Origin of the sequence: Roseateles puraquae, assembly GCF_002205845.1 — a bacterium.
Taxonomy (GTDB): Bacteria; Pseudomonadota; Gammaproteobacteria; order Burkholderiales; family Burkholderiaceae_C; genus Pelomonas; species Pelomonas puraquae.
Genome location: NZ_NISI01000004.1, coordinates 10,779 through 36,649 on the forward strand (window position 1 = coordinate 10,779; position 25,871 = coordinate 36,649).

Genomic DNA, 25,871 nt, shown 5'->3' on the forward strand with positions numbered 1-25,871 from the left:
ATGCGACGGATTTCCTCCCCAGCTGCTCGCCAGGGGCCGCCCGTGTGCATCAGCTCACGATCTGCGCCCAGACCTTGTCCAGCCGTTTGACGCTGACCGGCTGCGGCGTGCGCAGCTCCTGGGCGAACAGGCTGACCCGCAGCTCCTCCAGCTGCCAGCGAAAGTCCTCCAGCCGCGCGTCGCGGGTGCCCTTGAGCTCGGCCACGCGGCGGCTGTAGCGCTGCTCCAGCGGCTTGACCTCGCTCATCAGCTTCGCGTCGCGCCCGGGGTCGGCCCGCAGCTTGTCCAGCCGCGCCGTGATGGCCTTGAGGTAGCGCGGCAAGTGCTGAAGCTGGGCCCAGGGCGTCTCCAACGCGAAACGCTTGGGCACCAGGCGCTGCAGTTGGGCAGCGATGTCGTCCGCCACCTCCTTCGGGGGCCGGCTGTCCTTGAGCTTGCGGCTGGCGTTGGCCAGTTCCTGCAACACCGTGTGCGCGGCGCGCGCCACTTCCTGGGCAATGAGGTTGAGCCGGCTGCGGCCCTCCTCGACGCGCTTCTTGAAACCCATCGCGTCGGTCGGCAACGGGTCGCCCAGGAAGGCGCGGTCCAGCGCCACGCCGATGATCTGGTCGCGCAACTCCTCGGCCGTGCCCAGGCCCATGAAGAGCACCGACATGCGCTGCAGGTCGGGGATGTTCTTCTCCAGGAACTTCAGCGGCTCCTTGAGCTGCAGGGCCACCAGCCGGCGCAGGCCTGCCCGGTGCTTCGCCGCGGCGACCTCGGGCTCGTCGAACACCTCGATCTCGACATGCGCGCCCTTGTCGATGAGCGCCGGGAAACCGATCAGCGTCTGGCCGCCCTTGCGCACTTCGAGCAGCTCGGGCAGTTCGCCAAAGGTCCAGTCGGTGTAGGTCTGGGTGGCATCGCGCACCGGTTCCGGCTTCTTGATGATCTCGGCCCTCACGCCACGGCCTGCGGCCGCCGCAGGGGCGGGTGCCGGCTTGGGCGCTTCGGCTGCGGGCAGCTTCAGCGCCGCCAAAGCCTGGAAGGCCGAGCGCGCCTGCCCGCCCAGCTCGGCCTTCAGGGCCGCGAGCTGGCGCCCCTGTCCGAGCTGGCGGCCGTGTTCATCGACGACCCGGAAGTTCATGAACAGGTGCGGCGCCAGCTGCTCCAGCTTGAAGTCGTTGCGCTGGATGGCGAGCTGGGTGCGCTCCTTCACCGCCTTGAGCAGCACCTCCATGAGGCTGCCCTGGCCGAAGGGGTGGAGCTCGATGAACTCATCGACGAAGTCCGGCAGCGGCGTCAGGCGGGCACGCGGCTTCTGGTGCAGGCTCTTCAGCAGCGCCGTCACCTTCTGCGCCAGCATGCCGGGCACCAGCCACTCGGCGCGCTCGTCGCTGACCTGGTTCAGCGCAAAGATGGGCACGGTGACGGTCAGGCCGTCGCGCGCATCGCCCGGCTGGTGCAGGTAGTTGGCCGCGCAGTCGACGCCGCCGAGGCGGATGATCTTCGGGAAGGCCTCGCTCGTGACGCCGGCGGCCTCATGACGCATGAGCTCGTCCTGGCTGAGCTGCAGCAGCTTGTCGTCGCCCTTGCTGGCGTCTCGCCACCACTTCAGCAGCGTCGCCCCCGAAAAGACGTTCGGCGGCAGCTTGTCGTCGTAGAAGGCGTAGATGAGCTCGTCGTCCACCAGCACATCCTGGCGGCGCGACTTGTGCTCCAGCGCCTGCACCTTGGCGATCTGGCGGCGGTTGTGACCGATGAAGGGCAGCTGGCGCGCCAGGTCCTCCGGCAGTTCGTCGTTGACCAGGCCCTCACGGATGAAGATCTCGCGCGCGGCCTTGGGGTCGACGCGGCCGAAGTTCACGCGCCTGTTGTTGTAGAGCACGATGCCGTAAAGCGTTGCGCGCTCCAGCGCCACGACCTCGGCGGCCTTCTTCTCCCAGTGCGGCTCCAGCAGTTGGGTCTTGATCAGGTGGCCGGCGATCGGCGGCAGCCACTGCGGCTCGATGTTGGCCAGGCCCCGGCCGTACAGGCGTGAGGTGTCCACCAGCTCGGCGGCCACGATCCAGCGGCCCGGCTTCTTGCTCAGGTGCGCGCCCGGGTGGCGGTAGAACTTGATGCCGCGAGCGCCGAGGTACCAGTCCTCGTCGTCGCTCTTGCAGCCGATGTTGCCCAGCAGCCCGGCGAGCATGGACAGATGCACCTGCTCGTAGGTGGCCGGGCTCTGGTTGAGTTTCCAGCCATGCTCGGCCACAACGGTCTGCAGCTGGGAGTGCACGTCGCGCCACTCGCGCACGCGGCGAGGGCTGACGAAGTTCTCGCGCAGCAGGGCCTCGTGCTTGCGGTGCGACAGCTTGTGTTCGCCCTCGCCGCCTCTGCTGTCGCCGAGCCATTTCCACAGCTTGAGGTAGCCCATGAACTCCGACTTCTCATCGTCGAACTTCTTGTGCTTTTCGTCAGCGGCCTGGGCCTGCTCCTGCGGCCGGTCGCGCACGTCCTGGCCGGACAGTGCGGAGGCGATCACCAGCACCTCGGTCAGCGCCTGGCGCTGGCGCGCCTCCAGGATCATCCGCCCCACGCGCGGGTCCAGCGGCAGCCGGGCCAGCTCCTTGCCCAGGGGCGTGAGCTCGTTGGCATCGTCGGTGGCGCCGAGCTCGTTGAGCAGCTGGTAGCCGTCCGCAATCGCCTTGGGGCGCGGCGCCTCCAGGAACGGAAAGCGCTCCACGTCGCCCAGATGCAGCGACTTCATGCGCAGGATGACGCCGGCCAGGCTGCTGCGCAGGATCTCGGGGTCGGTGAACTTCGGCCGCTCGTTGAACTCCTTCTCGCTGTACAGCCGCACGCAGATGCCGTTGCTCACCCGGCCGCAGCGCCCGGCACGCTGGTTGGCCGCCGCCTGGCTGATGTTCTCGATCAGCAGCTGCTCGACCTTGTTGCGGTAGCTGTAGCGCTTGACGCGCGCCAGGCCGGGGTCGATGACGTAACGGATGCCCGGGACCGTCAGCGAGGTCTCGGCCACATTGGTGGCCAGCACGATACGACGGGCACCGTGGGGCTCGAAGACCTTGTTTTGATCTGCCTCCGACAGGCGCGAGAACAGCGGCAGGATCTCCACGCCCGGCGGATGGTGCTTGCGCAACGCTTCGGCGGCCTCACGGATCTCGCGCTCGCCCGGCAGGAAGACCAGCACATCGCCCGGCCCTTCGCGCCAGAGTTCGTCCACCGCATCGCAGATCGCGTTGTTGAGGTCGTACTCGCGGCTTTCCTCGAAGGGACGGTAGCGCTGCTCCACCGGGAACAGCCGCCCGCTCACCATCAGGACCGGCGCCGGGCCCTTGGCACTCTCGAAGTGCTTCGCAAACCGGTCCGCATCGATGGTGGCGGAGGTGACGACGATCTTCAGGTCGGGCCGGCGCGGCAGCAGCTCGCGCAGGTAGCCCAGCAGGAAGTCGATGTTCAGGCTGCGCTCGTGGGCCTCGTCGATGATCAGCGTGTCGTAGGCCTTGAGCAGTGGGTCGCTCTGGGTCTCGGCCAGCAGGATGCCGTCGGTCATCAGCTTGACCGAGGCGTCGCGCGAGAGGCGGTCCTGGAAGCGGACCTTGTAGCCCACCACGTCGCCCAGCGGCGTCTTCAGCTCCTCGGCGATGCGCTTGGCCACGCTGCTGGCCGCAATCCGGCGCGGCTGGGTGTGGCCGATCAGGCCGCCACCGTTCAGGCGGCCACGGCCCATCGCCAGCGCGATCTTCGGAAGCTGGGTCGTCTTGCCCGAGCCCGTCTCGCCACAGACGATGACGACCTGGTGCTCGGCCATCGCCCGCATGATTTCTTCGCGGCGCGAAGAGACCGGCAGGCTTTCGGGGAAGGAAATGGAAAGAGCCGGTTGAGGCAACCGGCTCTCGGATCGTTCGGAACTCATCGGGGCGGGATTGTCCCGCACCCGCTCACGCCGCGGGCGGGAAGTAACTGATGACCTGGATCACGGCGCCTTGCGGGTCTTGGAGCACCGCCATGCGGCCGACGCCCGGCACGTCAAACGGCCCGGCGCAGAGCGTGGCGCCGAGCCCCTGGGCCTGTGCCACGGTGGCGTCGCACGAGGCCACCGTCACATAGGCGCCCCACACCGCGGGCCCGGGCTGCTGCTGGGTCATGATGCCGCCCACGGCCACATCGCCCACCTTGACGACGTGGTAGTCGCCCTGGCCCATATTCATGGCGTCATAGCGCCAGCCGAACAGGGCGGCGTAGAAGTTGCAGGCCGCCTGGGGGTCGGGGCTGGACAGCTCGTTCCAGCTGAACGCGCCGGGGGTGGTGTAGATGTCCTGGTAGGCCTTCATCGCCGTCTCCGAGTGGTGGAGCGCCGATGCTCGGCAGCCCGTCGGGCCACGTCAAGCGGCCCCGGCCCGGGTCACAATCCCGCCCATGAGCGGTCTCGTCTTTCCCCATACCTTCGTGCCCTGGTTCCGGTCCGTGGCGCCGTACATCCACGCCTACCGGGGCGAGACCTTCGTCGTCGGCATGCCGGGCGAGCTCGTCGCCGCCGGCAAGCTGAACAACTTCGTGCAGGACCTGGCCATCCTGCACGCCATGGGCATCAAGATCGTGCTCGTGCACGGCTTTCGGCCGCAGGTCAATGAACAGCTCGCCGCCAAGGGCCAGGTGCCGCGCTACAGCCATGGGCGGCGCATCACCGATGCCGTTGCCCTGGACTGCGCCCAGGAGGCCGCCGGCCAGCTGCGCTTCGAGATCGAGGCCGCGTTCAGCCAGGGCCTGCCCAACACCCCGATGGCCAACGCCACGGTGCGTGTCGTCTCGGGCAACTTCCTGACCGCCCGGCCGGTCGGCATCGTGGACGGGGTCGATTTCCAGCACTCCGGCCTGGTGCGCAAGGTGGACGGTGCTGCCATCCAGCGGGCCATCGACATCGGCGCCATCGTGCTGCTGTCGCCGTTTGGCTTCTCGCCTACGGGCGAGGCGTTCAACCTCAGCATGGAAGACGTTGCCACCTCCGCCGCCATCGCGCTGCAGGCCGACAAGCTGCTGTTCGTCTGTGAGGTGCCCGGCGTCCCCGAGAACCCGAACGACCCCGAAAGCCCGATCGACACCGAACTGGCCCTGGCCGATGCCGACCGCATGCTGGCCACCGCCACGCCCACGCCCGAGCCGACCGACGTCACCTTCTACCTGCGCCATTGCGCCGAAGCCTGCCGCGCCGGTGTGGAGCGCTCGCACATCATCCCGTTCTCGGTCGACGGGGCGCTGCTGCAGGAGGTCTACACCCATGATGGCATCGGCACCATGGTGGTGGACGAAAAGCTGGAAAGCCTGCGCGAAGCCAGCGCCGACGATGTGGCCGGCATCATCCAGCTGATCGAGCCCTTCGAGCGCGACGGCACGCTGGTCAAGCGCAGCCGGACTGAAATCGAGCGCGATGCCGAGCTCTATACCGTCATCGAGCACGACGGTGTGATCTTCGGTTGCGCCGCGCTCTACCCGTATGTCGAGGCGCGCACCGCTGAAATGGCCGCACTCACCGTGTCGGCCGAAGTGCAAGGCCAGGGCGACGGCGACCGGCTGCTCAAGCGCATCGAGCAGCGCGCCAAAGCCATGGGCCTGGACAGCATCTTCGTCCTCACGACGCGCACCATGCATTGGTTCATCAAGCGTGGTTTCCAGCAGGTCGACCCCGAATGGCTGCCCGAAGAGCGCAAGCGCAAATACAACTGGGACCGGCGTTCGCTGGTGCTCGTCAAGAGATTCAACTAAGCCCCGTTTCCACCGTGACACGGCCGGCACGTTAAAGTGCCGGCCGTTGTTTTGTCAGTCCCAGTTCCAGGAGTCCCGCCATGCCCCGCACCGTTCAATGCGCCTATCTGAAGAAGGAAGCCGAAGGCCTGGACTTCCCGCCCTACCCGGTTCATACCGAACTGGGCAAGAAAGTCTGGGAAAACGTCAGCAAGGAAGCCTGGGCGGCCTGGATGAAGCACCAGACCATGCTGGTGAACGAGAACCGCTTGAATCTTGCCGATCTGCGCGCCCGCCAATACCTCATGCGCCAGGCCGATCAGTTTTTCTTCGGCGCGGGCGCCGAAACCGTGGCGGGCTACGTCCCTCCCTCGAACTGATTCCCTGATTCAAGGAACGGCGTGCAGCAGGGCGCAGCCGATGAATCCATAAACCCTTGTCGCATTTGGATACCCGTCGCAGGCGCCCCACGAAAACCCCTTGCCTGAATTCCCGGTCCGCGATTTAATTCGCGCCACGGAGATAATCACCTACCCCGCAGGTCGTGTTCTCCGAGACTCGATGCCCGGCATCGCGCGTCTCACCGGTCAATTCGCAAGAGGAATAGCATGTCGAATCTCAAGGAACTCCTGGCCCAGCGCGCCGCGCTTGATGAACAGATCAACCAGACCAAAGAGCGCGAACGCGCCGAGGCGGTGGCCAAGGTCAAATCCCTGATGAGCGAATACGGGCTCACGATCGCCGATCTCAGCATGCGCACGGTCAAGCCGGCCAAGGTGTCCAAGGTCGCGGCCAAATACCGCAATCAAGCCACCGGCGAAACCTGGAGCGGCCGCGGCCTGCAACCCAAATGGCTGAAGGCAGCCATCGCCGGCGGCGCCAAGCTGACCGATTTCGCCGTTTGACGGCGGGCAGGGCGGGCACCTCCAAATAGCCCGACCGGGCGTTTCGAGGTCACTTTCCGAAGCTCCGTTCCTGCAACTACACCCGCCCAAACGGGCGATCAACGGGCCATCCATCTGCGGGATGGCCCTTTTCATTGCGAGGGCACCCCGGCCTAAACTGCGACATGCGTCACGTTCGCGGGTTCTCAGCTCACCACCCCGGGTTTCTCCGGAGGGCGAAACCGCTGCTCGGCCTCAGTTTTGAACGCCTGATGGCCCGGGACGCGGATTGAGCATGGATCTGCACACCAGCCCGCCCGAAAACAGCACCAGCGACCTGGGCGCTGACCTCAGCGTTCAGCCGCCGCCGACGACCACGCTGCCACCCGGGCCGCGACGCATCCACCCCCGTCGGGGTTGGCGACGACTGCGCCGCGTCGGCCTGGCCGCTGCGGCCGGTGCGGCGGGCGGCCTGTTGACCGCCTGGAGCCTGGCCGGGGACGCGCTGCCCGCCCTGCTGCGGCTGCCGCAACCCGCATTGGCCCTGGCTGCGGCAGACCGTTTCGTGCCGATGCTGCTGGCTGCGATCGGGCTTGTCACCCTCTGGCGCCTGAGCACCTGGGTGCTGCCACTGGTCGTCGCCGGACTGCTGCTCGGCGGCGGCGTTCCCCTGCTGCTTCGCCCGATCGGCAGTACAAGCACGGGCACCGACCTGCTCATGGCCGCACCCGTGCTGACCGCGCTGGCGCTGCCCTTGATGGCCCTGGTGCTCAACCGGGCCCTGCTGCGGCGCCTTGGCTTGACCGGGCGCCTGGGCGGCTGGCGGGAGGTCGGCCTGTTCGCTGGCCTGGCCGTGGTTGCCGCGCCCGGCTTGGCCGGGCTGCTGGCCTGGGGCGTGCTGTGGTTGGCCGGCACGTCGGCCGCAGCGGCCGGGCTGGCTGCCTTGCAATTGGCACTGGCCTGGGCCCTGGCACTGGTGAGCGCGGGTACTGTCATGCAGGCGAGCATTCAGCGACCGCGCCGCGGGAGCCGGCGGCTGGCGCATGGCCTGGCCGCTGCGGCTGTGGCGGCGCAGATCAGCCTGAGCTGGTGGCCCGATGCCGGCGCCTTGTCGCTGCTGCCCCATGTCCTGCTGTGCCTGCATGCCCTGCAGGCCGCGCCGCGCACCCAGGCCTTGTTGGCATCCACGCTGCTCGCGCTGTGGGCCCTGTGCGCACCCGACACGGCCATGGCGCTGGGTCTGGGGGCCGGTCTGGCCCTGCTGCCGCTGGCCATCATCGGCCTGAGCCAGCAGCATTTTCGCGACCGCGACGCCTGGCGCAGCGCACTCGACGCCCAAGGCCTGGCGCTGGCCGAATGGCGCCTGCCCGAGGGCCGCCGGCATGCCTCGGCGCGATGGGTGGCGCTCACCACGCCGCCTGACGGTTCCTCCACCGGCAGTGCACCGCTGGACTGGGTGCGGCTGGCCCACCCGCGCGACCGCGAGACGGTGCGACGCGCCCTGCGCGAGATGCTGGCCGACCCCAAGCGCAACCACGTCGGCGTGTCGCTGCGCATGGCCGCGGATGGGGGCGATTGGCGCTGGCACGAGCTGCAGGCCCATGTTCCCCTGCGGGACCGCCAGGGCCGCGCACGTGGCCTGATCGCCACCCTGGCCGACATCAGCTGGCGACGCACCGCTGAGGAACGCGAGCGCATGTCGGCCACGCTGTTCCAGCAGGCGGGCGAGGGTCTTGCCGTGGTGGACTCGCACTGGCGGGTGGTGGAGGTGAATCCGGCCTACTGCGAGATCGTCCATGCCCCGCGCGAAGCCTTGATTGGCCGTGCCGCCACGCCGCTGAGCACCGCGAACCTGCGGCGCAGCGGGTTCGAGCCCTCCGAACTGCTGGCCGAGATGGCCAAGGGCCGCAGCTGGAATGGCCAGCTGCAGGCCGAACTCGACGACGGCGGCCAGCATGTGTTCGCTGCCAAGTTGAGCCCCGTGCCCGAACCCGACGGCGTCACGCCGCGCTGGCGGCTGCTGAGCCTGACCGACTTGGGCGAAACCCTGCGCCAGCAGGACCTGCTGCGCCGCCGCCTGCGTTACGACCTCGCCACCGGCCTGCCCAACCGCGACGAGTTCATGCGCCTGATGCAGCAGTCCCTGGCGGCAGCCAACCGTGACGGCTTCCAGCTCGTGATCGCCGCCATCGACCTGGACGAGTTCCGGCAGGTCAACGTGGCATACGGCCAGCTGGCCGCCGACGCCGTGCTGCTGCAGCTCAGCGGCCGGTTGCAGGCCACGCTGCGAGGCGCCCGTGGCGCCGAGCCCGACACCGCGGACCAGCTCGCCCGCCTGCCCGGCGACGAGTTTGCGGTGCTGATGCGCGTGCAATCCCCCGAAGAGGCGCAGCGCGGCATGGAGCGACTCCTCACCGTGGTGGGCACGCCGGTTGCCATCCGCGAGAACCGCATGGGCGACGGCCTGGCGCTCGAGATCAGTGCCAGCCTGGGCGCCACCATCTACCCGCAGGACGACGCCGACCCCGAGACCCTGCTGCGCCACGCCGGACACGCCCTCTACCGGGCCAAGCGCGCCGGCCGGGGCGGCATCCAGTTCCATGACCCCACGCTGGACCTGCGCAACGAGGCCGGCCTGATCGGCCTGGCGCGCCTGCAGCAGGCCTTGGACAGCGACGAGCTGCTGCTGCACTACCAACCGCAGATCGACCTGCGCACGGGTCAGGTCATGGGCGTGGAGGCCCTGCTGCGCTGGCAGCATCCGGAACGCGGCCTGCTGGCGCCGGCGCACTTCCTGCCACTGGCAGCCCCTACCGGCCTGTCCATCCAGATCGGCGACTGGGTCATCGAGAAGGCGCTGCAACAGGCGGCGGAATGGCTGGAGGCCGGGCTCAACGGCGGCAAGGGCCTGCCAGTCAGTGTGAACGTCGGCCTGCGCCAGCTCAACCGGCCCGACTTTCCACAGCGCCTGCAGGAGCTGGTGCAACGCCAGCCGGCCGCTGTGGCCCATCTGCTGCACCTCGATGTCACCGAGGCCGATGCGCTGGCCGAGACTGACGCCGCCCAGGCGCTCATCCAGCGTTGCCTCGGCCTGGGCGTCGGCATCGCGCTGGACGACTTCGGGGCGAGCTACTCGCACCTCAGCTCGCTCAAACGCCTGCCGGTCGACACCCTCAAGCTCGACCGCAGCTATGTGCAGGGCATGCTGGGCGATGCGCAGGACCTCTCCCTGGTGGAGAGCGTCATCGGCCTGGGCCGCAACATCGGCTGCGCCGTGCTGGCCAAGGGCGTGGAAAGCCGTGCCCATGCGCGCGAGCTGCTGCGCCTGGGATGCCGCCTGGGCCAGGGTAACGGCATTGCCGCGGCCATGCCGCCCAAGGCCCTGCCCGACTGGGTCGACCAGTTCACCCGCGGGGATTGGGTCAGCCAGCTGCGGCCGCCCACGCAGGCGCGTCTTTAAACTCCCGGGGTGATTCCCCAAGGCTTCATCCAGGACCTGCTCGCCCGCGTCGACATCGTCGACGTGGTGGGGCGCCATGTCGAACTCAAGAAGGCCGGCGCCAACCACAAGGGCCTGTGCCCCTTCCATGGTGAGAAGTCACCGAGCTTCAACGTCAACTCGGTCCGGCAGACCTATCACTGCTTCGGCTGCGGGGTGCACGGCAATGCCATCGGCTTCCTGATGGAGCACACCGGCGCCAATTTCGTCGAGGCCGTGGAAGACCTCGCCCAGCAGGTCGGCATGGTGGTGCCGCAGGATGAGCGCAGCCCCGAACAGCGCGAACGTGCCAAGGCAGAAAAGCAGAAACAGCAAAGCCTGACCGACGTGCTGGCCCGGGCGGCCGGCTACTACAAGGATCAGTTGCGGCACTCCGACCGCGCCATCCGCTACCTCAAAGGCCGCGGCCTGACCGGCCAGATCGCAGCCCGCTTTGGCCTGGGCTACGCCCCCGAAGGCTGGCGCTCCCTGGCCAGCGGTTTCCCAAGCTACGACGACCCGCAGCTGGTGGAGAGCGGCCTGGTGATCACGCCGGAAGCCGAGCCAGGCCAGGACGCCAAGCGCTATGACCGCTTCCGCGACCGCATCATGTTCCCCATCCGCAATGTGCAGGGCGAGGTCATCGGCTTCGGCGGACGGGTGCTGGACAAGGGCGAGCCCAAGTACCTGAACTCGCCAGAGACCCCGGTCTTCGTGAAAGGCCGCGAGCTCTACGGGCTGTTCGAAGGGCGACAGGCGATCCGCCAGCGTGGTCATGTGCTGGTCGTCGAGGGCTACATGGACGTGGTCGCGCTGGCCCAGCATGGCATCGGCAATGCGGTGGCCACCCTGGGCACCGCCTGCACGCCCGATCATGTGCACAAGCTGTTCCGGCACACCGAGTCGGTGGTGTTCAGCTTCGACGGCGATGCGGCGGGCCGCCGCGCCGCGAGCCGAGCCCTGGAGGCCGCCCTGCCCCACGCCACCGAAACCCGCACGGTGCGCTTCCTCTTCCTGCCGCCAGAGCACGACCCGGATTCGTATGTGCGGGAGCTGGGCGCCGAGGCCTTCGAGCGCTGCATCGAACAGGCGGTGCCGCTGTCACGCCAGCTGGTGGCGGTGGCTGGCGAAGGCTGCGACCTGGGCACACCCGAGGGTCGCGCCCGCATGCTCAAGCAGGCCCGGCCGCTGTGGAACCTGCTGCCGGACAGCCTGCTGCGGCGCCAGCTGCTCGGCGAACTCGCCCGCCAAGGCCAGATGCCCGAGGCTGAGCTGCAGTCCCTGTGGCTGGGTGAGTCGGCCCCTGCGGCTTCGCCTGCCGACCAGGCCGGCCATGGCCCGGATTCGGCCGGTGCGCCCCCGAAGCGCGAATGGAAGCCCAAAGGGGAATGGAAACCCAAGGGCGAGTGGAAGGGCAAGGGCGACTGGAAATCACGCCGCGATGCCGAACCACGCCCGGAAGGCCCGCGCGTGCTGCCCGCTACCGCCGCTGACAACGCGACCCGGCTGCTGCTGCAGCACAGCGAGCTGTGGGAGACCCTGCCCGAGGAAGACCGCGCGCTGCTGCACGAGCTGCCCGGTCAGCATGGCGAACTGGTGCATTGGCTGGAGCGCCACCTGACCCACCATGGCGCCAGCCCCTGGGCCGTCGTGCAGGCGGGCCTGGCGGCGGACGGGCTGGGCGAGCCCGCCAACCGGCTGGCGCGCAGCTTCCAGGAGCTGGGCATTGAGGAATCCGACCCGGCTGGGGATTTGCACCGCGCCGTATCCGACCTGCGGGTCAACCGGCCGGCAGCGCTGCCGTCGGGCACCAGCGCCACCGAAGACGACCGCCGACGCGCGCTGGAGGCGCTGGCCCGCCTTCGCGAGCGCCATGGCGTCGGGCGCTAGGCCCCTGCGCGGGCCTCACGCTCTGCCGCGCGGTCGCCTAGGGTTTTACCTGTCACAGTTTTGCAATTCAGCGATTCATCGCTGATAATCTCGTGTTTTCCGCGCGCGTCAACAAGAGTGACGGCAGAGAAATGCCGGACCCGGCCACCCAGCGACACTGGGCAACCCATTCAGGGTTTTGATGGCCAAACTATCCGCCAGCTCTGCATACCAAACGATCACGCCAGCTTGTTCGCGCCACGCCAGGGTCCCTGGGTCGCTTGACGACCGATACCGTGACGACGAAAGCCACCGCCCCCTGCCCCGCCGGTTTGTCGCCGAGCCCGGGCTGGCCGCGGTGGCTGCTGCATTTCTGAATTGACCGCGCAAACCCGAAGGACCTGCATGACCGCCAAGAAGACCGCGCCCAAGGCCAGCCCCGCTCCCGCCGAGGAGCCCAAGAAGAAGACGGCCGCCAAGGCTGCTGCCGAAGCGCCCGCCAAGGCGGCCAAGGCTGCTGCCAAGCCGGCTGCGAAGGCGGCCAAGGCCACCGACGAGGACAAGCCCAAGCGCGGTCGCAAGCCCAAGGCCGAGACGACCTCCAAGAAGGCTGCCAAGAAGGAGTCCGACGACGAAGAGGACTTCTCCGACATCGACGCCGAACTCGAAGGCGAAGAGCCCGAAGTCGAGGAGGCGGCGGCGGTCGAGGAAGAAACCGTCAAGGCCAAGCCGCTGCGCATGAAGGTCAGCCGCGCCAAGGAGCGCGCGCTGATGCGCGAATTCGGCCTGGAAGAAACCGCCCTGACCGAAGAAGAAGCCGTCAAGCGCCGCACGGAGCTGAAGACCCTCATCAAGATGGGCAAGACGCGCGGCTTCCTGACACACCAGGAAATCAACGACCACCTGCCCGAGAAGCTGGTCAACGAGGAAATCCTCGAAGCCATCGTCTCCATGCTCAATGACATGGGCATCGCGGTGTACGAGCAGGCGCCCGACGCCGCCACGCTGCTGATCCAGGGCAACGCCACCACCACGTCGACCGAAGAAGAAGCCGAAGAAGCTGCCGAAGCAGCGCTCTCCACGGTCGACTCCGAATTCGGCCGCACGACCGACCCGGTGCGCATGTACATGCGCGAGATGGGCACGGTCGAGCTGCTGACGCGTGAAGGCGAAATCGAGATCGCCAAGCGCATCGAAGGTGGCCTGCAGGCCATGATGCTGGCCATCTCGGCGTCGCCCACGACCATCGCCCACATCCTGGAGATGGCCGCCAAGATCCGCGCCGGCGAGATGCAGATCTCCGACGTCGTCGACGGCTTCGTGGCCGAAGACGAGGCCGACGACTACGTGGCCGAGGAAGACTTCGACGAGTTCGACGAAGAAGACGATGACGACGGCAACGGCGGCTCCAAGGCGCTGACCAAGAAGCTCGAAGAGCTCAAGACCGCCGCGCTCGAGAAGTTCGACCTGATCAACACCGGCTTCGAGAAGATGCGCAAGGCCTTCGAGAAGGAAGGCTACAAGTCGGCGGCCTACAACAAGGCCCAGGAGACCATCAGCAGCGAGCTGATGACCATCCGCTTCACCGTCAAGACCATCGAGAAGCTGTGCGACATCCTGCGCAGCCAGGTCGACGACGTGCGCCGCTACGAGCGCGAACTGCGCAAGATCGTCGTGGACAAGTGCGGCATGCCGCAGGACTACTTCATCAAGACCTTCCCGCCCAACGCGCTCAACCTGAAGTGGGCCGAGAAGGAAGTGGCGGCCGGCAAGCCCTACAGCGTCATCCTGAGCCGCAACCTGCCGCCGGTGCAGGAACTGCAGCAAAAGCTCATCGACATCCAGGCCAAGGCCGTGGTGCCGCTGGATGACCTGAAGGACATCAACAAGAAGATGAACGAGGGCGAGAAGGCCTCTCGTGACGCCAAGAAGGAAATGATCGAGGCCAACCTGCGCCTGGTCATCTCCATCGCCAAGAAGTACACCAACCGCGGCCTGCAGTTCCTGGACCTGATCCAGGAAGGCAACATCGGCCTGATGAAGGCGGTCGACAAGTTCGAATACCGCCGCGGCTACAAGTTCTCGACCTACGCGACGTGGTGGATCCGCCAGGCCATCACGCGCTCCATCGCCGACCAGGCCCGCACCATCCGCATCCCGGTTCACATGATCGAGACGATCAACAAGATGAACCGCATCTCGCGCCAGCACTTGCAGGAGTTCGGCTACGAGCCGGACGCCCCGACGCTGGCCGAGAAGATGGAGATCCCGGAAGACAAGATCCGCAAGATCATGAAGATCGCAAAGGAGCCGATCTCCATGGAGACGCCGATCGGCGACGACGACGACAGCCACCTGGGTGACTTCATCGAGGACACCAACAACACCGCGCCGATCGAAGCCGCCATGCAGGCCGGCCTGCGCGACGTGGTGAAGGACATCCTCGATTCGCTCACGCCCCGCGAGGCCAAGGTGCTGCGCATGCGCTTCGGCATCGAGATGCAGAGCGACCACACGCTGGAAGAAGTCGGCAAGCAGTTCGACGTCACCCGTGAGCGCATCCGCCAGATCGAGGCCAAGGCGATCCGCAAGCTCAAGCATCCGAGCCGCTCGGACAAGCTGCGCACCTACCTGGACAACCTCTGATCGGTGCCACCCCAAGGCCGGTTCTCCGGCCTTTTTTGCGACCTACACTGACGACATGACCGCGATCCGCGAGCGCACCGTCCTTTTTGCCGACCTGCGCGGCAGCACCGGGCTGTACGAATCGCTCGGCAATGCCGAGGCGAGCGCCATGGTCACGCAGACCGTCAGCCAGGTCAGCGAAGCGGTGCTGGAGAGCGGTGGTCACCTCATCAAGACCCTGGGCGACGGCCTGATGGCTGCGTTCGAGACGCCACGCGACGGCGTGCGGGCCGCCCAACGCATGCAGGAGATGCTGGAGCGCACCGTGCAGCGCGCCCGCCGGCTGAACAACCCGGCCATGCTCGCGCTGCGGCTGCAGGTGGCGCTGGCACGCGGCGAGGTGGTCGAGCTCAACGGCGACTGCTTCGGCGACGCCGTCAATGTGGCTGCGCGGCTCATCGACCATGCGGGCGACGGCGAGATCCTGATCACGGCCGAAGTACTGGCCGGCCTGCACAGGGCCTCCAAGGGGCGCTTCCGCAGCCTGGATCGCATCTCGGTGCGTGGCCGTGTGGAACCGGTGCATGTGTACCGCATGGACGGTGGACCGCTGCTCAGCACCGATGACGCGGCCACGCAGTTCGGCGAACCGATGCGCTCGGTTGAGCCTGACGGCATGCGCCTGATCTGGCACGACCTGGATCGCGTCTTCGACATCGGCGCCATGCCCATCGTGCTGGGCCGCAGCGTGCAGGCCACCTACTGCATCACCGACGCCCGCGTGTCCCGCTCGCATGCCCGCATCGACTGGCAGGGCAGCAGCTTCGAGCTGACCGACCTTTCCTACAACGGCACCTACGTGCGCTTTGGCGCCTCGGGCGAGATCCTGAGCCTCAAGCGCGGCAGCTGCACCTTGCACGGCAGCGGTGTGATCGGCCTGGGCGGGCTGCCCACTGACGAGCAGTCACCCATCGTTCGCTTCGAGGTGCTGCACTTCGCCGACACCGAACCCCAGCAGCCCTTCGGCAGCTCTCGCTCGCGCCGCTGATCCTTCACCTCCCGAATGCCTTTCCTGCCTGAACCGACGCAGCGCCATGGCGCCGCCCCCGCCGGCCCGCTGGCAACCGACACGGCCATCCTGCTGTGCAACCTCGGCACACCCGAGGCGCCCACGGCGCCGGCGCTGCGCCGCTACCTCGCGCAGTTCCTGTCGGACCCGCGGGTGGTCGAGATCCCGAAGCTGATCTGGCTCGTGATCCTGCACGGCATCATCCTGCGCGTGCGACCGGCCAAGTCGGCGGCCAAGTACGCCACCGTCTGGACGCCGGATGGCTCGCCGCTGAAGGTGTGGACGGAAAAGCAGGCCAAGCTCCTGCAAGGCCGCCTGGGTGAACAGGGGCTGCGCGTCCGGGTCGCGCCCGCCATGCGCTACGGCGCACCCGCCATCGCCGCCACGCTCGACGGCCTCAAGCGTGAGGGCATCCGCCGCGTGCTGGTGCTGCCGGCCTACCCGCAGTACTCCGGCGCTACCACGGCCAGCGTGATCGACGACGTCGCCCGCTGGACGCTGCAGACGCGCCACCTGCCCGAGTTCCGCTTCATCAACCGCTACCACGATGACCCGGCCTACATCGGCGCGCTGGCCCAGAGCGTGCGCGAGCACTGGCAGCGCGAGGGCCGCGGCGAGAAGCTGGTGATGAGCTTTCATGGCATGCCCGAACGCACATTGCACCTGGGCGACCCCTACCACTGCGAATGCCTGAAGACCGGCCGCCTGCTGGCCGAGGCGCTCGGGTTGCGCAAGGACGAATGGCTGGTCAGCTTCCAGAGCCGCTTCGGCAAGGCGAAGTGGCTGGAGCCGTATACCGAGCCCAGCCTCATCGCGCTCGCGCAAGGCAGCTGCAAGTCGGTGGATGTCATTTGCCCCGGTTTCTCGGCCGACTGCCTGGAGACGCTGGAAGAAATCAACCAGGAGGCTCGCGAAGCCTTCCTGCACGCCGGCGGCCAACGCTTCACCTACATCCCTTGCCTGAATGACCACCCGGCCGGCATCCGCGCCCTCGCCTCGCTCGCCGAGCGGCATCTGCAGGGCTGGCCGCTGGCGGCCCCGGACGCCGCCGCCCTGGCCGCCCAGCGTGAACGCGCCCTCGCCGCCGGAGCCAAAGAGTGAGTGAAGCGCCGGCCAGCATGCGGCTGGACAAATGGCTCTGGGCCGCACGTTTCTACAAGACCCGGGCCCTGGCGGTGGACGAGATCAATCTGGGCCGCGTGCGGGTCGGCGGCCAGCCGGTCAAGCCCGCGCGGGACGTGAAGGTGGGCGACGTGCTCAGCATCCGAATCGGCACGGTCGCCCGTGAGGTGGAGGTGCGCGGCCTGTCCCACCAGCGCGGCCCGGCGCCGCAGGCGCAGCTGCTCTACGCCGAGACCGCCGCCAGCATCACGGCTCGCGAAGCCGCCGCCGAGGCCCGGCGCCTGGCCCCTGAGCCGGCCGCCACCATCCAGCAGGGCCGGCCGACCAAGCAGGACCGCCGCCGCCTGGCCGACTGGGACCGCTGGTCGGTCTCGCTGGATGACGAATCTCCGGGTTGACCCGGATCACTCCCTGCAATCTCCCCTCTTGAAACCGGGATATCGCGCCCCATGTCGACGCGATTCGGAACCTTTCTGCCATGACGACTGACACGCCCCTGCCCGAAGACGCCGCCGGCGCCGCCGCTGAACCGACCGCCGCCGAGCTGAATCCCGAGATCAAGATCGCCGAACTGGAGGGTCGCCTCGCCGAGATGAGCGATGCCTACCTCCGCGCGAAGGCCGAAGTCGAGAACGTGCGCCGTCGCGCCGATGAAGACATCAGCAAGGCGCGCAAGTTCGCGGTCGAAGGCTTCGCGGAAGCCATGCTGCCCATCATGGACAGCCTGGAAGCTGCGATCGCCACGCCCAACGCGAGCGTTGAGACCGTGCTGGAAGGCGTGCACGCCACACGCCGGCAGCTCTCCGCCGCGCTGGAGCGCAACAAGGTGGTTGAGATCAACCCGGGCCAAGGGGCCAAGTTCGATCCCCACCAGCACCAGGCCATCTCGGTCGTGCCGGCGCCCACGCAGGACGCCAACACCGTGGTCACCGTGCTTCAAAAGGGCTTCCTGATCGCCGACCGCGTGCTGCGCCCGGCCCTCGTCACGGTCTCCGCCCCGAAGTAATTCACAACCCGCTGCCCCTTGAAGGCGGCGGAGTTATCCACAAATCGAACAGCATCAAGCAATCTCTTCAGGAGCACAACATGGGAAAGATCATCGGCATTGACCTCGGCACCACGAACTCGTGCGTCGCGGTCATGGAAGGCAACACCACGCGCGTCATCGAGAACGCCGAGGGTGCCCGCACCACGCCGTCCATCATTGCCTACCAGGAAGACGGCGAGATCCTCGTCGGCGCCTCGGCCAAGCGCCAGTCGGTGACCAACCCGAAGAACACGCTCTACGCCGTCAAGCGCCTGATCGGTCGCAAGTTCGACGAGAAGGAAGTGCAGAAGGACATCGACCTGATGCCCTACACCATCGCCAAGGCCGACAACGGCGACGCCTGGGTGGAAGTGCGCGGCAAGAAGCTGGCGCCCCCGCAGGTCAGCGCCGAGGTGCTGCGCAAGATGAAGAAGACCGCCGAGGACTACCTCGGCGAGGAAGTGACCGAAGCCGTCATCACGGTGCCGGCCTACTTCAACGACGCCCAGCGCCAGGCCACCAAGGACGCCGGCCGCATCGCCGGCCTGGACGTCAAGCGCATCATCAACGAGCCCACCGCCGCGGCCCTGGCCTTCGGCCTGGACAAGCACGGCAAGGGTGATCGCAAGATCGCGGTGTATGACCTGGGCGGCGGCACCTTCGACATCTCGATCATCGAGATCGCGGATGTGGACGGCGAGATGCAGTTCGAAGTGCTGTCGACCAACGGCGACACCTTCCTGGGCGGCGAGGACTTCGACCAGCGCGTCATCGACTACATCATCAGCGAGTTCAAGAAGGAACAGGGCGTCGACCTGACCAAGGACGTGCTGGCCCTGCAGCGCCTGAAGGAAGCCGCCGAAAAGGCCAAGATCGAGCTGTCCAACAGCTCGCAGACCGACGTCAACCTGCCCTACATCACGGCGGACGCCTCGGGCCCCAAGCACCTGAACGTCAAGCTGACCCGCGCCAAGCTGGAGTCGCTGGTGGACGAGCTCATCGAGCGCACCATCGCCCCCTGCCGCACGGCCGTGAAGGACGCTGGCGTGTCGCTGTCGGACATCGACGACGTGATCCTGGTCGGCGGCATGACCCGCATGCCCAAGGTGCAGGACAAGGTCAAGGAGTTCTTCGGCAAGGAACCGCGCCGTGACGTGAACCCCGACGAAGCCGTGGCCGTGGGTGCCGCCATCCAGGGCCAGGTCCTGGGCGGCGAGCGCAAGGACGTGCTGCTGCTGGACGTCACCCCGCTCTCCCTGGGCATCGAGACCCTGGGCGGCGTGATGACGAAGATGATCAAGAAGAACACGACCATCCCGACCAAGTTCAGCCAGACCTTCTCCACCGCCGACGACAACCAGCCGGCCGTGACCATCAAGGTCTATCAGGGCGAGCGCGAGCTGGCCCAGGCCAACAAGTCGCTGGGCGAGTTCAACCTCGAAGGCATCCCGCCGGCCCCGCGCGGCGTGCCCCAGATCGAGGTGAGCTTCGACATCGACGCCAACGGCATCCTGCACGTCGGCGCCAAGGACAAGGGCACCGGCAAGGAGAACAAGATCACCATCAAGGCGAACTCGGGCCTGTCCGAGGCCGAGATCGAGAAGATGGTGAAGGACGCCGAGGCCAACGCCGCCGAGGACAAGAAGAAGGTCGAGCTCGTCACCGCCCGCAACCAGGCTGACGGCCTCGTGCACAGCGTGCGCAAGTCACTGGCCGAGCATGGCGACAAGCTGGATGCTGGCGAGAAGGACAAGATCGAAGCCGCCGCCAAGGAACTGGAAGAAGCCATCAAGGGCGATGACAAGGCCGCGATCGACGCCAAGTCCGAAGCCCTGATGACCGCGAGCCAGAAGCTCGGCGAAAAGATCTACGCCGACCAGCAGGCCGCCCAGGCTGCTGCAGGTGCTGCGGCCGGTGCAGGCGCCGAGCAGCCGCAGGCAGCGCCGCAAGGCGAAGCCAAGCGTCCGGCCGACGACAACGTCGTGGACGCGGAGTTCAAGGAAGTCAAGGACGGCAAGTAAGCATCCGATGACTGCGGCCCGGATGCGTCAACACGCCTCCGGGCCTTTGCTGCTTTAAGAGACGAGCATGGCTTCCAAGCGCGATTACTACGAAATCCTCGGCGTTCCCAAGAACGCGACGGAAGACGACATCAAAAAGGCCTACCGCAAGCTGGCCATGAAGTACCACCCTGACCGCAACCAGGGTGACGGTGCCAAGGCGGCCGAAGAGAAGTTCAAGGAGGCCAAGGAGGCCTACGAGATGCTCACGGACGCCCAGAAGCGGGCGGCCTACGACCAGTACGGCCACGCCGGCGTCGACCCCAACATGGGCGCTGGCCGGGGCGGGCCGGGCGCGGAAGGCTTCGGCGGTTTCGCCGAGGCCTTCGGAGACATCTTTGGCGACATCTTCGGTGGCCAGGGCGGCGGCCGTCGCGGCGGTGGCCAGCAGGTCTACCGCGGCAGCGACCTCAGCTACGCGATGGAGATCACGCTGGAAGAGGCCGCCCGCGGCAAGGAAACCCAGATCCGCATCCCCAGCTGGGAAGGCTGCGAGACCTGTGGCGGCACAGGCGCCAAGCCGGGCACCAGCGCCAAGACCTGCGGGTCATGTGGCGGCTCCGGCACGGTGCACATGCGCCAGGGTTTCTTCAGCATCCAGCAGACCTGCCCGCACTGCCACGGCAGCGGCAAGATCATTCCGGACCCCTGCACCACCTGCAATGGCCAGGGCAAGGTCAAGAAGACCAAGACGCTGGAGGTCAAGATCCCGGCCGGCATCAACGAAGGCATGCGCATCCGCTCCGCGGGCAATGGTGAGCCTGGTGTGAACGGCGGCCCGAGCGGCGACCTCTACATCGAGATCCGCATCAAGCAGCACGACATCTTCGAGCGGGACGGCGACGACCTGCACTGCACGATGCCGGTGTCGATGATCACGGCGGCGCTGGGCGGCAGCATCGAGGTGCCCACGCTCGGCGGCAAGGCCGAGATCGAGTTGCCCGAGGGCACGCAGCACGGCAAGACCTTCCGCCTGCGCGGCAAGGGCATCAAGGGCGTGCGCTCCAGCTATCCGGGCGACCTGTACTGCCACATCGCCGTCGAGACCCCGGTCAAGCTGACCGAGCACCAGAAGAAGCTGCTGAAAGAACTCGACGAGTCCCTGAAGAAGGGCGGCGAGAAGCACTCGCCCAACGCCAAGACCTGGACGGACCGCGTCAAGGACCTCTTCAAGTAAGCCACCCCTGGTTTCGCTGAACCGCCGGCCGCAGCGCCCCGCAAGGGCCCTGCGGCCTTCTTTTGCCTTGCTGCGCAACAAGTTCACGGCTTGCGCGTGCGGCGGATGTCACGTCCCCCATGCTCAGGCGTGTCGCCATCCCCCTGAGCGGCGGAGAACGTCCTAAAGTCAAAGGACTGTCACTCCGATGACTCATAAGTGATTCCTCTCCAGCGACTTTCGATCAAAGTCCACGGCCCGGCGCCGGGGAAGGAGGACGCATGTTCCTGATGGACGACACCATCCAGGACGCGTCGGCGCTGATCATCGACAGCAACGCCAATTCACGCAGCCTGATGTCGGCCCAGCTCCGGGACCTTGGCGTGGGCACCGTGCGCCAGACCCCGCGGGTCAAGGACGCACGGGTGATGCTGGAGCACCAGACGTTTGACATCGTCCTGTGTGACTACCACTTCGACATGAGCGACACCTCGGGCCAGGACCTGCTGGACGAGTTGCGCCGCGAAGGCCTGCTGCCCTACTCCACCGTCTTCGTGATGGTGACGAGTGAAGCCACCTACGCCAAGGTGGCCGAGGCCGCGGAAGCGGCGCTCGACGCCTACCTGATCAAGCCCTACACCAGCGCCAACCTGGCCGAGCGCCTGGCCTCTGCGCGGCTGCGCAAGCGCATCCTCAAGGACATCTTCGAGGCCATCGAGAACCAGGACTTCGAAACCGCCGCCAACCTGTGCATGGCGCGCTTCGAGGCCAAAGGCAAGTACTGGCTCTACGCGGCGCGTATCGGCGCGGAGCTGCTGTTGCGGCTCAAGCGCTTCGACGACGCCAAGAAGCTCTATGAAGCCATCATCGCCGCCAAGACCGTGCCCTGGGCGCGACTGGGCGTGGCGCGCACCGAGGTGGCCAGCGGCAACCTGCAGGCGGCGCGCCGCACGCTGGAGAACCTGATCGGCGAGTTGCCCGACTACGCCGACTCCCACGACCTGATGGGCCATGTGCAGATGGAACAGGGCGACCTTCTGGAGGCCCTCAAGACCTACCAGACCGCTGCCACGCTGACACCCGGTTGCCTGCTGCGGCTGCAACGCTGCGGCGCGCTGGGCTTTTATGCCGGCGAGCGCGCCGAGGCCTTGCGCATGCTGGAGCGTGCGATGTCGCAGGGCCTGCGCTCCAAGCTCTTCGACATGCTGAGCCTGGTGCTGATCGGGCTCATGCGCTTCGACAACAAGGACTACAAGGGCTTCAAGTACGCCCATGACGCCTTGGCCGCCGCGCTGGAGCGCGCACCGGGCTCCATCCGCCTGCAACGCTTCGACCTGGTCTTCCGCGGGCTGGGTTACCTGCTGGAGCGCCGGGTGGGCCAGGCCATGGTCGTCGCCCGCGAGTTCACGGGCCACGCCGACGCCGGCAACTTCGACCTCGAAGCGGCGTCGCTGCTGACTGCGCTGTGGATCCGCCTGTCGAGCCAGGAGGTGGAGCTCGAGGAGATGATGCCCATCCTGCAAGGGCTGGGCATGCGCCACTGCACGACCAAGGCCAGCACGGAAATCCTTGTCTCGATGACCGAGACCCACCAAGGCGCGGCCGAGCAATTCCGGGAATGCCACCAGCAGGTGTTCCAGGTGGCCGAGACCGCCATGCGCCACTCGATGCGGGGCAGCGCGCAGATCGCCGTCGAGTTGCTCATCCAGCAGGGCGAGCGCTCACGCAACGCCAAGCTGATCGACATGGCCGGCGCCGTGCTCAAGCGCCACGCCGAGAAGATCGACAACGCCGGTCAGCTGGCCGAACAGATCGAGGCGCTGAACGGCCGCTATGTGCGCCCCATGGCAGCCAACCAGGCACAGAAGGCGCATTCCCCGGGCGGCGTCGTGCTGCGCACCTCGCCCACGGCGCCCGTGCCGGCCTGACAGGCCGAGCGTCGCCCTTCATCCTCGCCCAAGGCAGGCACGCGAGAATGCGGGCCGCCTCCGCTTTGCTCTGACCCGATGCCCCTGCTCAAGCGCCTGCTGGCCTGGTTCCAGCCCGACACGACTCGCCCCCTGACCCAGGCCTGGCTGGCCGCACTGTGGATGGGCCTGCTGGCCAACTGGCCGCTCTGGAAGCAGCTGCAGACCCTGCCGGGCATCAACCTGGGCTTCACGCTGGCTTTTGCCGGCATGGTGATCGCCGCCACCGGCGCGGTGCTCAGCCTGCTGGCGTGGCCGCGGTTGATCAAGGGCGTGATCGTGCTGCTGCTGCTGGCCGCCGGTGCACTCGCCTATTTCATTGGCGCCTACGGCATCGTGTTCGACCCGACCATGGTCGTGAACATGATCCAGACCGATGTGCGGGAGACGCGCGACCTGCTCAGCTGGCGCCTGGGCGTGAGCCTTCTGCTGCTCGGCGCCCTGCCCGCCTGGTGGCTGCTGCGCCGCCCGGCAGCGCCTGCGCAAAGCCTGCCGCGGCGCCTGGGCGGCAATCTGGTGTCCTTCACGCTCGGCATCGTGGCGATGGTGGTGCTGGCGCTGAGCGTGTTTGCCACGCTGTCGTCGACGATGCGCAACCACAAGACCATCCGCTACATGGTCACGCCCCTGAATGCCGTCTATTCGGTCAGCGCGGTCGGCGTGCGCAGCCTGTCGGGTCCGAAGGGTCCGCCCGTGGTGATCGGTGCGGACGCGCAACTGCTGCCGCGCGCAGAAGGGGCCAAGCCGCCCTTGCTGCTGCTGGTGGTGGGCGAGACGGCGCGGTCCATGAACTTCAGCCTCAACGGCTACGCGCGCCCGACCAACCCGGAGCTCGCCAAGCTGCCGGCCACCAGCCTGTTCAGCCTGCGGGACGTGACCTCCTGCGGCACCGCCACCGCGGCTTCCTTGCCTTGCATGTTCGCGCCTCAGGGCCGCGAGGCCTTCGATGCCGACAAGCCCCAGGAAAACCTGCTGGACGTGCTGCAGCGCGCCGGCCTGGCCGTGCTGTGGCTGGACAACCAGAGCGGCTGCAAGGGCCTGTGCGACCGCGTACCCAACAGCTTCACCGCCAAGCTGCCTGAAGGCGCCACGCCGCTGCCCGCCGGCCTCTGTGACGGTGAAGAGTGTTTCGATGAAGCCCTGCTGCATGAACTCGACAAGCGCATCGCAGCCCTCGACCCGGCACGCCTGCAGCGTGGCCTCGTGCTGGTGATGCACCAGATGGGCAGCCACGGCCCGGCCTACTTCAAGCGCTCACCGCCCGACCTGAAGCACTTCCAACCCGAGTGCCGCAGCAACGAGCTGCAGAAGTGCCCGCGCGAGCAGGTGGTCAATGGCTATGACAACACCATCGCCACCACCGACCGGTTGCTGGCTCGCTCGGTACAGTGGCTGCAGACCCAACAGGCCCGCTTCGACACCGGCATGCTGTATGTCTCCGACCATGGCGAATCCCTCGGCGAGAACGGCCTGTACCTGCATGGCATGCCCTACGCGATCGCCCCGCGCGAGCAGACGCACGTGCCGATGATCCTGTGGGTGCCTGAGGGCGGCGCACTCGCGGCCTCGCTCAAGCCCGGCTGCCTGCAGGGGCTGATCAACCAGCCGGCCTCGCACGACAACCTCTTCCACACGGTGATGGGCTGGGTCGGCGCGCGGGCCGATGTGTACCAACCGGCGCGCGACCTGCTGGCTGCCTGTCGACGCTAGAACAGGCTGCCCTGCGCCGACGCCTTGCGCGGCGGCGCGAACAGCGCCAGTTGCACCGGCCGGCGCTCCGTCCGCAGGCCGTGCTTGGCAGCCGCCCGGCGCAGGCGGGCACGCAGCAGGTCAGCCCACAGGCCCTCGCCCGTCATGCGGGTGCCGAAGCGCGCGTCGTTGTCCTTGCCGCCACGCATGTCGCGGATCCGGGCCATCACGCGCTCGGCACGGTCAGGGAAATGGCGCTGGAGCCAATCCTGGAACAAAGGGTTCACCTCCCAGGGCAATCGCACCGGAATGCTGAAGGCGCTGCTCGCACCGGCTTCGGCGGCGGCCTCCAGGATGCGTTCCAACTCGGGCTCGTTGATGAACGGGATGATCGGCGAGACGCTCACACCCACCGGCACGCCCGCCTGGGCCAGCGCCTGGATCGTGCGCAGCCGCCGCGCCGGCGCTGCCGCCCGCGGCTCCAGGATGCGGGACAGGTCGTTGTCCAGCGTCGTCACCGACAGATAGATGGACACCAGGCCCTGCGCCGCCATCGGGGCGATGAGGTCGAGATCGCGCTCGATGCCTGACGACTTGGTGACCACCGAGAACGGATGCTGCGCCTCGGCCAGCACCTCGATGACGCGCCGGGTGAGGCCCAGCTTGCGCTCAACGGGCTGGTAAGCGTCCGTCGCGGTGCCGATCACCAGAGAACGTGGCTCGTAGCGCGCTCCCGCCAAGGTGTCCCGAAGACGCTCGGCGGCATTCATCTTGGCGACGATGCGCGTTTCGAAGTCCAGCCCCGGCGAGAGGTTCAGGTAGCTGTGGGTCGGGCGCGCGAAGCAGTAGATGCATCCGTGCTCACAGCCGCGATAGGGGTTGATCGAATAGTCGAAGGAGATATCGGGCGATTGATTGCGGCTGAGGATGGACTTCGCCTGCTCCTCGATGATCTGCGTCGCAGGCGGCAGGTGCTCTTCGGTGGCCGCCTGGTCCAGCGATCCCCAGCCGTCGTCGTACTGCTCGCGCTCATGCCGCTCGAACCGATGCGCCATGGCCGTCGCGCTGCCGCGGCCCTTGATGGAGTCGAGCGGCACGATGGCAGGCTGTGCGGCGGCAATGCGGGTGCGGGCGGGCGACATGCTGTTTATTTATACAGCATTTGCCCACCAAAGGCGTATCGCAACGCCCCGTGCGCGAG

Annotated in this window: 17 protein-coding genes; 14 read left to right on the plus strand and 3 right to left on the minus strand. The window is 67.4% G+C overall.

Annotated elements, in window-relative coordinates; all coding sequences use genetic code 11:
- Positions 1–49: 49 nt before the first annotated feature.
- Positions 50–3,898 (minus strand): ATP-dependent RNA helicase HrpA, encoded by a 3,849-nt coding sequence (gene hrpA, locus CDO81_RS11560; protein WP_088483375.1) that lies wholly within the window; start codon positions 3,896–3,898, stop codon positions 50–52.
- A gap of 25 nt (positions 3,899–3,923) precedes the next feature.
- On the minus strand, positions 3,924–4,316 hold the full coding sequence (locus CDO81_RS11565) for a VOC family protein (RefSeq protein WP_088483376.1): 393 nt from the start codon (positions 4,314–4,316) through the stop codon (positions 3,924–3,926).
- 85 nt (positions 4,317–4,401) lie between these two features.
- Between CDO81_RS11565 and argA the strand changes: the two genes are divergently transcribed.
- From argA to CDO81_RS11635, 14 genes are all read left to right on the plus strand, one after another.
- On the plus strand, positions 4,402–5,745 hold the full coding sequence (gene argA / locus CDO81_RS11570; protein ID WP_088483377.1) for an amino-acid N-acetyltransferase: 1,344 nt from the start codon (positions 4,402–4,404) through the stop codon (positions 5,743–5,745).
- 80 nt (positions 5,746–5,825) lie between these two features.
- On the plus strand, positions 5,826–6,104 hold the full coding sequence (locus tag CDO81_RS11575; RefSeq protein ID WP_088483378.1) for an oxidative damage protection protein: 279 nt from the start codon (positions 5,826–5,828) through the stop codon (positions 6,102–6,104).
- Positions 6,105–6,332: 228 nt separating this feature from the next.
- Positions 6,333–6,629, plus strand: a complete 297-nt coding sequence (locus tag CDO81_RS11580) for an H-NS histone family protein (RefSeq protein ID WP_088483379.1) — start codon at positions 6,333–6,335, stop codon at positions 6,627–6,629.
- Between the two features lie 274 nt (positions 6,630–6,903).
- Positions 6,904–10,068 (plus strand): putative bifunctional diguanylate cyclase/phosphodiesterase, encoded by a 3,165-nt coding sequence (locus tag CDO81_RS11585; protein WP_088483380.1) that lies wholly within the window; start codon positions 6,904–6,906, stop codon positions 10,066–10,068.
- A 9-nt stretch (positions 10,069–10,077) separates the two neighbouring features.
- Complete coding sequence (dnaG, locus tag CDO81_RS11590; protein ID WP_088483381.1) at positions 10,078–11,976, plus strand: DNA primase; 1,899 nt, start codon at positions 10,078–10,080, stop codon at positions 11,974–11,976.
- A 384-nt stretch (positions 11,977–12,360) separates the two neighbouring features.
- The gene (gene rpoD, locus CDO81_RS11595; protein WP_088483382.1) at positions 12,361–14,601 is read left to right on the plus strand and encodes an RNA polymerase sigma factor RpoD; all 2,241 of its coding nucleotides are present in this window, start codon (positions 12,361–12,363) and stop codon (positions 14,599–14,601) included.
- A gap of 55 nt (positions 14,602–14,656) precedes the next feature.
- Positions 14,657–15,628, plus strand: a complete 972-nt coding sequence (locus CDO81_RS11600) for an adenylate/guanylate cyclase domain-containing protein (RefSeq protein ID WP_088483383.1) — start codon at positions 14,657–14,659, stop codon at positions 15,626–15,628.
- 15 nt (positions 15,629–15,643) lie between these two features.
- Positions 15,644–16,750, plus strand: coding sequence for a ferrochelatase (gene hemH, locus CDO81_RS11605; RefSeq protein WP_088483384.1), 1,107 nt, complete (start codon positions 15,644–15,646; stop codon positions 16,748–16,750).
- 17 nt (positions 16,751–16,767) lie between these two features.
- Entirely contained in the window at positions 16,768–17,169 is a 402-nt protein-coding gene (locus CDO81_RS11610) for an RNA-binding S4 domain-containing protein (RefSeq protein ID WP_088483563.1), read from the plus strand.
- A gap of 80 nt (positions 17,170–17,249) precedes the next feature.
- Positions 17,250–17,777 (plus strand): nucleotide exchange factor GrpE, encoded by a 528-nt coding sequence (gene grpE / locus CDO81_RS11615; protein ID WP_088483385.1) that lies wholly within the window; start codon positions 17,250–17,252, stop codon positions 17,775–17,777.
- A 53-nt stretch (positions 17,778–17,830) separates the two neighbouring features.
- The gene (gene dnaK, locus CDO81_RS11620) at positions 17,831–19,819 is read left to right on the plus strand and encodes a molecular chaperone DnaK (RefSeq protein ID WP_277596046.1); all 1,989 of its coding nucleotides are present in this window, start codon (positions 17,831–17,833) and stop codon (positions 19,817–19,819) included.
- 67 nt (positions 19,820–19,886) lie between these two features.
- Entirely contained in the window at positions 19,887–21,035 is a 1,149-nt protein-coding gene (dnaJ, locus tag CDO81_RS11625) for a molecular chaperone DnaJ (RefSeq protein ID WP_088483387.1), read from the plus strand.
- Positions 21,036–21,295: 260 nt separating this feature from the next.
- Positions 21,296–22,942 (plus strand): response regulator, encoded by a 1,647-nt coding sequence (locus tag CDO81_RS11630; RefSeq protein ID WP_088483388.1) that lies wholly within the window; start codon positions 21,296–21,298, stop codon positions 22,940–22,942.
- 78 nt (positions 22,943–23,020) lie between these two features.
- The gene (locus CDO81_RS11635; protein WP_088483389.1) at positions 23,021–24,691 is read left to right on the plus strand and encodes a phosphoethanolamine transferase; all 1,671 of its coding nucleotides are present in this window, start codon (positions 23,021–23,023) and stop codon (positions 24,689–24,691) included.
- Here the strand turns inward: CDO81_RS11635 and CDO81_RS11640 are convergent.
- Positions 24,688–25,812, minus strand: coding sequence for a PA0069 family radical SAM protein (locus CDO81_RS11640; protein ID WP_088483390.1), 1,125 nt, complete (start codon positions 25,810–25,812; stop codon positions 24,688–24,690). The genes CDO81_RS11635 and CDO81_RS11640 overlap by 4 nt on opposite strands.
- Positions 25,813–25,871 lie beyond the last annotated feature (59 nt).

Coding starts and splice junctions, on each gene's coding strand:
- CDO81_RS11630 (WP_088483388.1), top strand. CDS start 21,296: ATGTTCCTGATGGACGACACCATCCAGGACGCGTCGGCGCTGATCATC.
- CDO81_RS11585 (WP_088483380.1), top strand. CDS start 6,904: ATGGATCTGCACACCAGCCCGCCCGAAAACAGCACCAGCGACCTGGGC.
- CDO81_RS11610 (WP_088483563.1), top strand. CDS start 16,768: ATGCGGCTGGACAAATGGCTCTGGGCCGCACGTTTCTACAAGACCCGG.
- rpoD (WP_088483382.1), top strand. CDS start 12,361: ATGACCGCCAAGAAGACCGCGCCCAAGGCCAGCCCCGCTCCCGCCGAG.
- CDO81_RS11565 (WP_088483376.1), bottom strand. CDS start 4,316: ATGAAGGCCTACCAGGACATCTACACCACCCCCGGCGCGTTCAGCTGG.
- hemH (WP_088483384.1), top strand. CDS start 15,644: ATGCCTTTCCTGCCTGAACCGACGCAGCGCCATGGCGCCGCCCCCGCC.
- dnaJ (WP_088483387.1), top strand. CDS start 19,887: ATGGCTTCCAAGCGCGATTACTACGAAATCCTCGGCGTTCCCAAGAAC.
- CDO81_RS11575 (WP_088483378.1), top strand. CDS start 5,826: ATGCCCCGCACCGTTCAATGCGCCTATCTGAAGAAGGAAGCCGAAGGC.
- CDO81_RS11635 (WP_088483389.1), top strand. CDS start 23,021: ATGCCCCTGCTCAAGCGCCTGCTGGCCTGGTTCCAGCCCGACACGACT.
- argA (WP_088483377.1), top strand. CDS start 4,402: ATGAGCGGTCTCGTCTTTCCCCATACCTTCGTGCCCTGGTTCCGGTCC.
- hrpA (WP_088483375.1), bottom strand. CDS start 3,898: ATGAGTTCCGAACGATCCGAGAGCCGGTTGCCTCAACCGGCTCTTTCC.
- grpE (WP_088483385.1), top strand. CDS start 17,250: ATGACGACTGACACGCCCCTGCCCGAAGACGCCGCCGGCGCCGCCGCT.
- CDO81_RS11640 (WP_088483390.1), bottom strand. CDS start 25,812: ATGTCGCCCGCCCGCACCCGCATTGCCGCCGCACAGCCTGCCATCGTG.
- CDO81_RS11600 (WP_088483383.1), top strand. CDS start 14,657: ATGACCGCGATCCGCGAGCGCACCGTCCTTTTTGCCGACCTGCGCGGC.
- CDO81_RS11580 (WP_088483379.1), top strand. CDS start 6,333: ATGTCGAATCTCAAGGAACTCCTGGCCCAGCGCGCCGCGCTTGATGAA.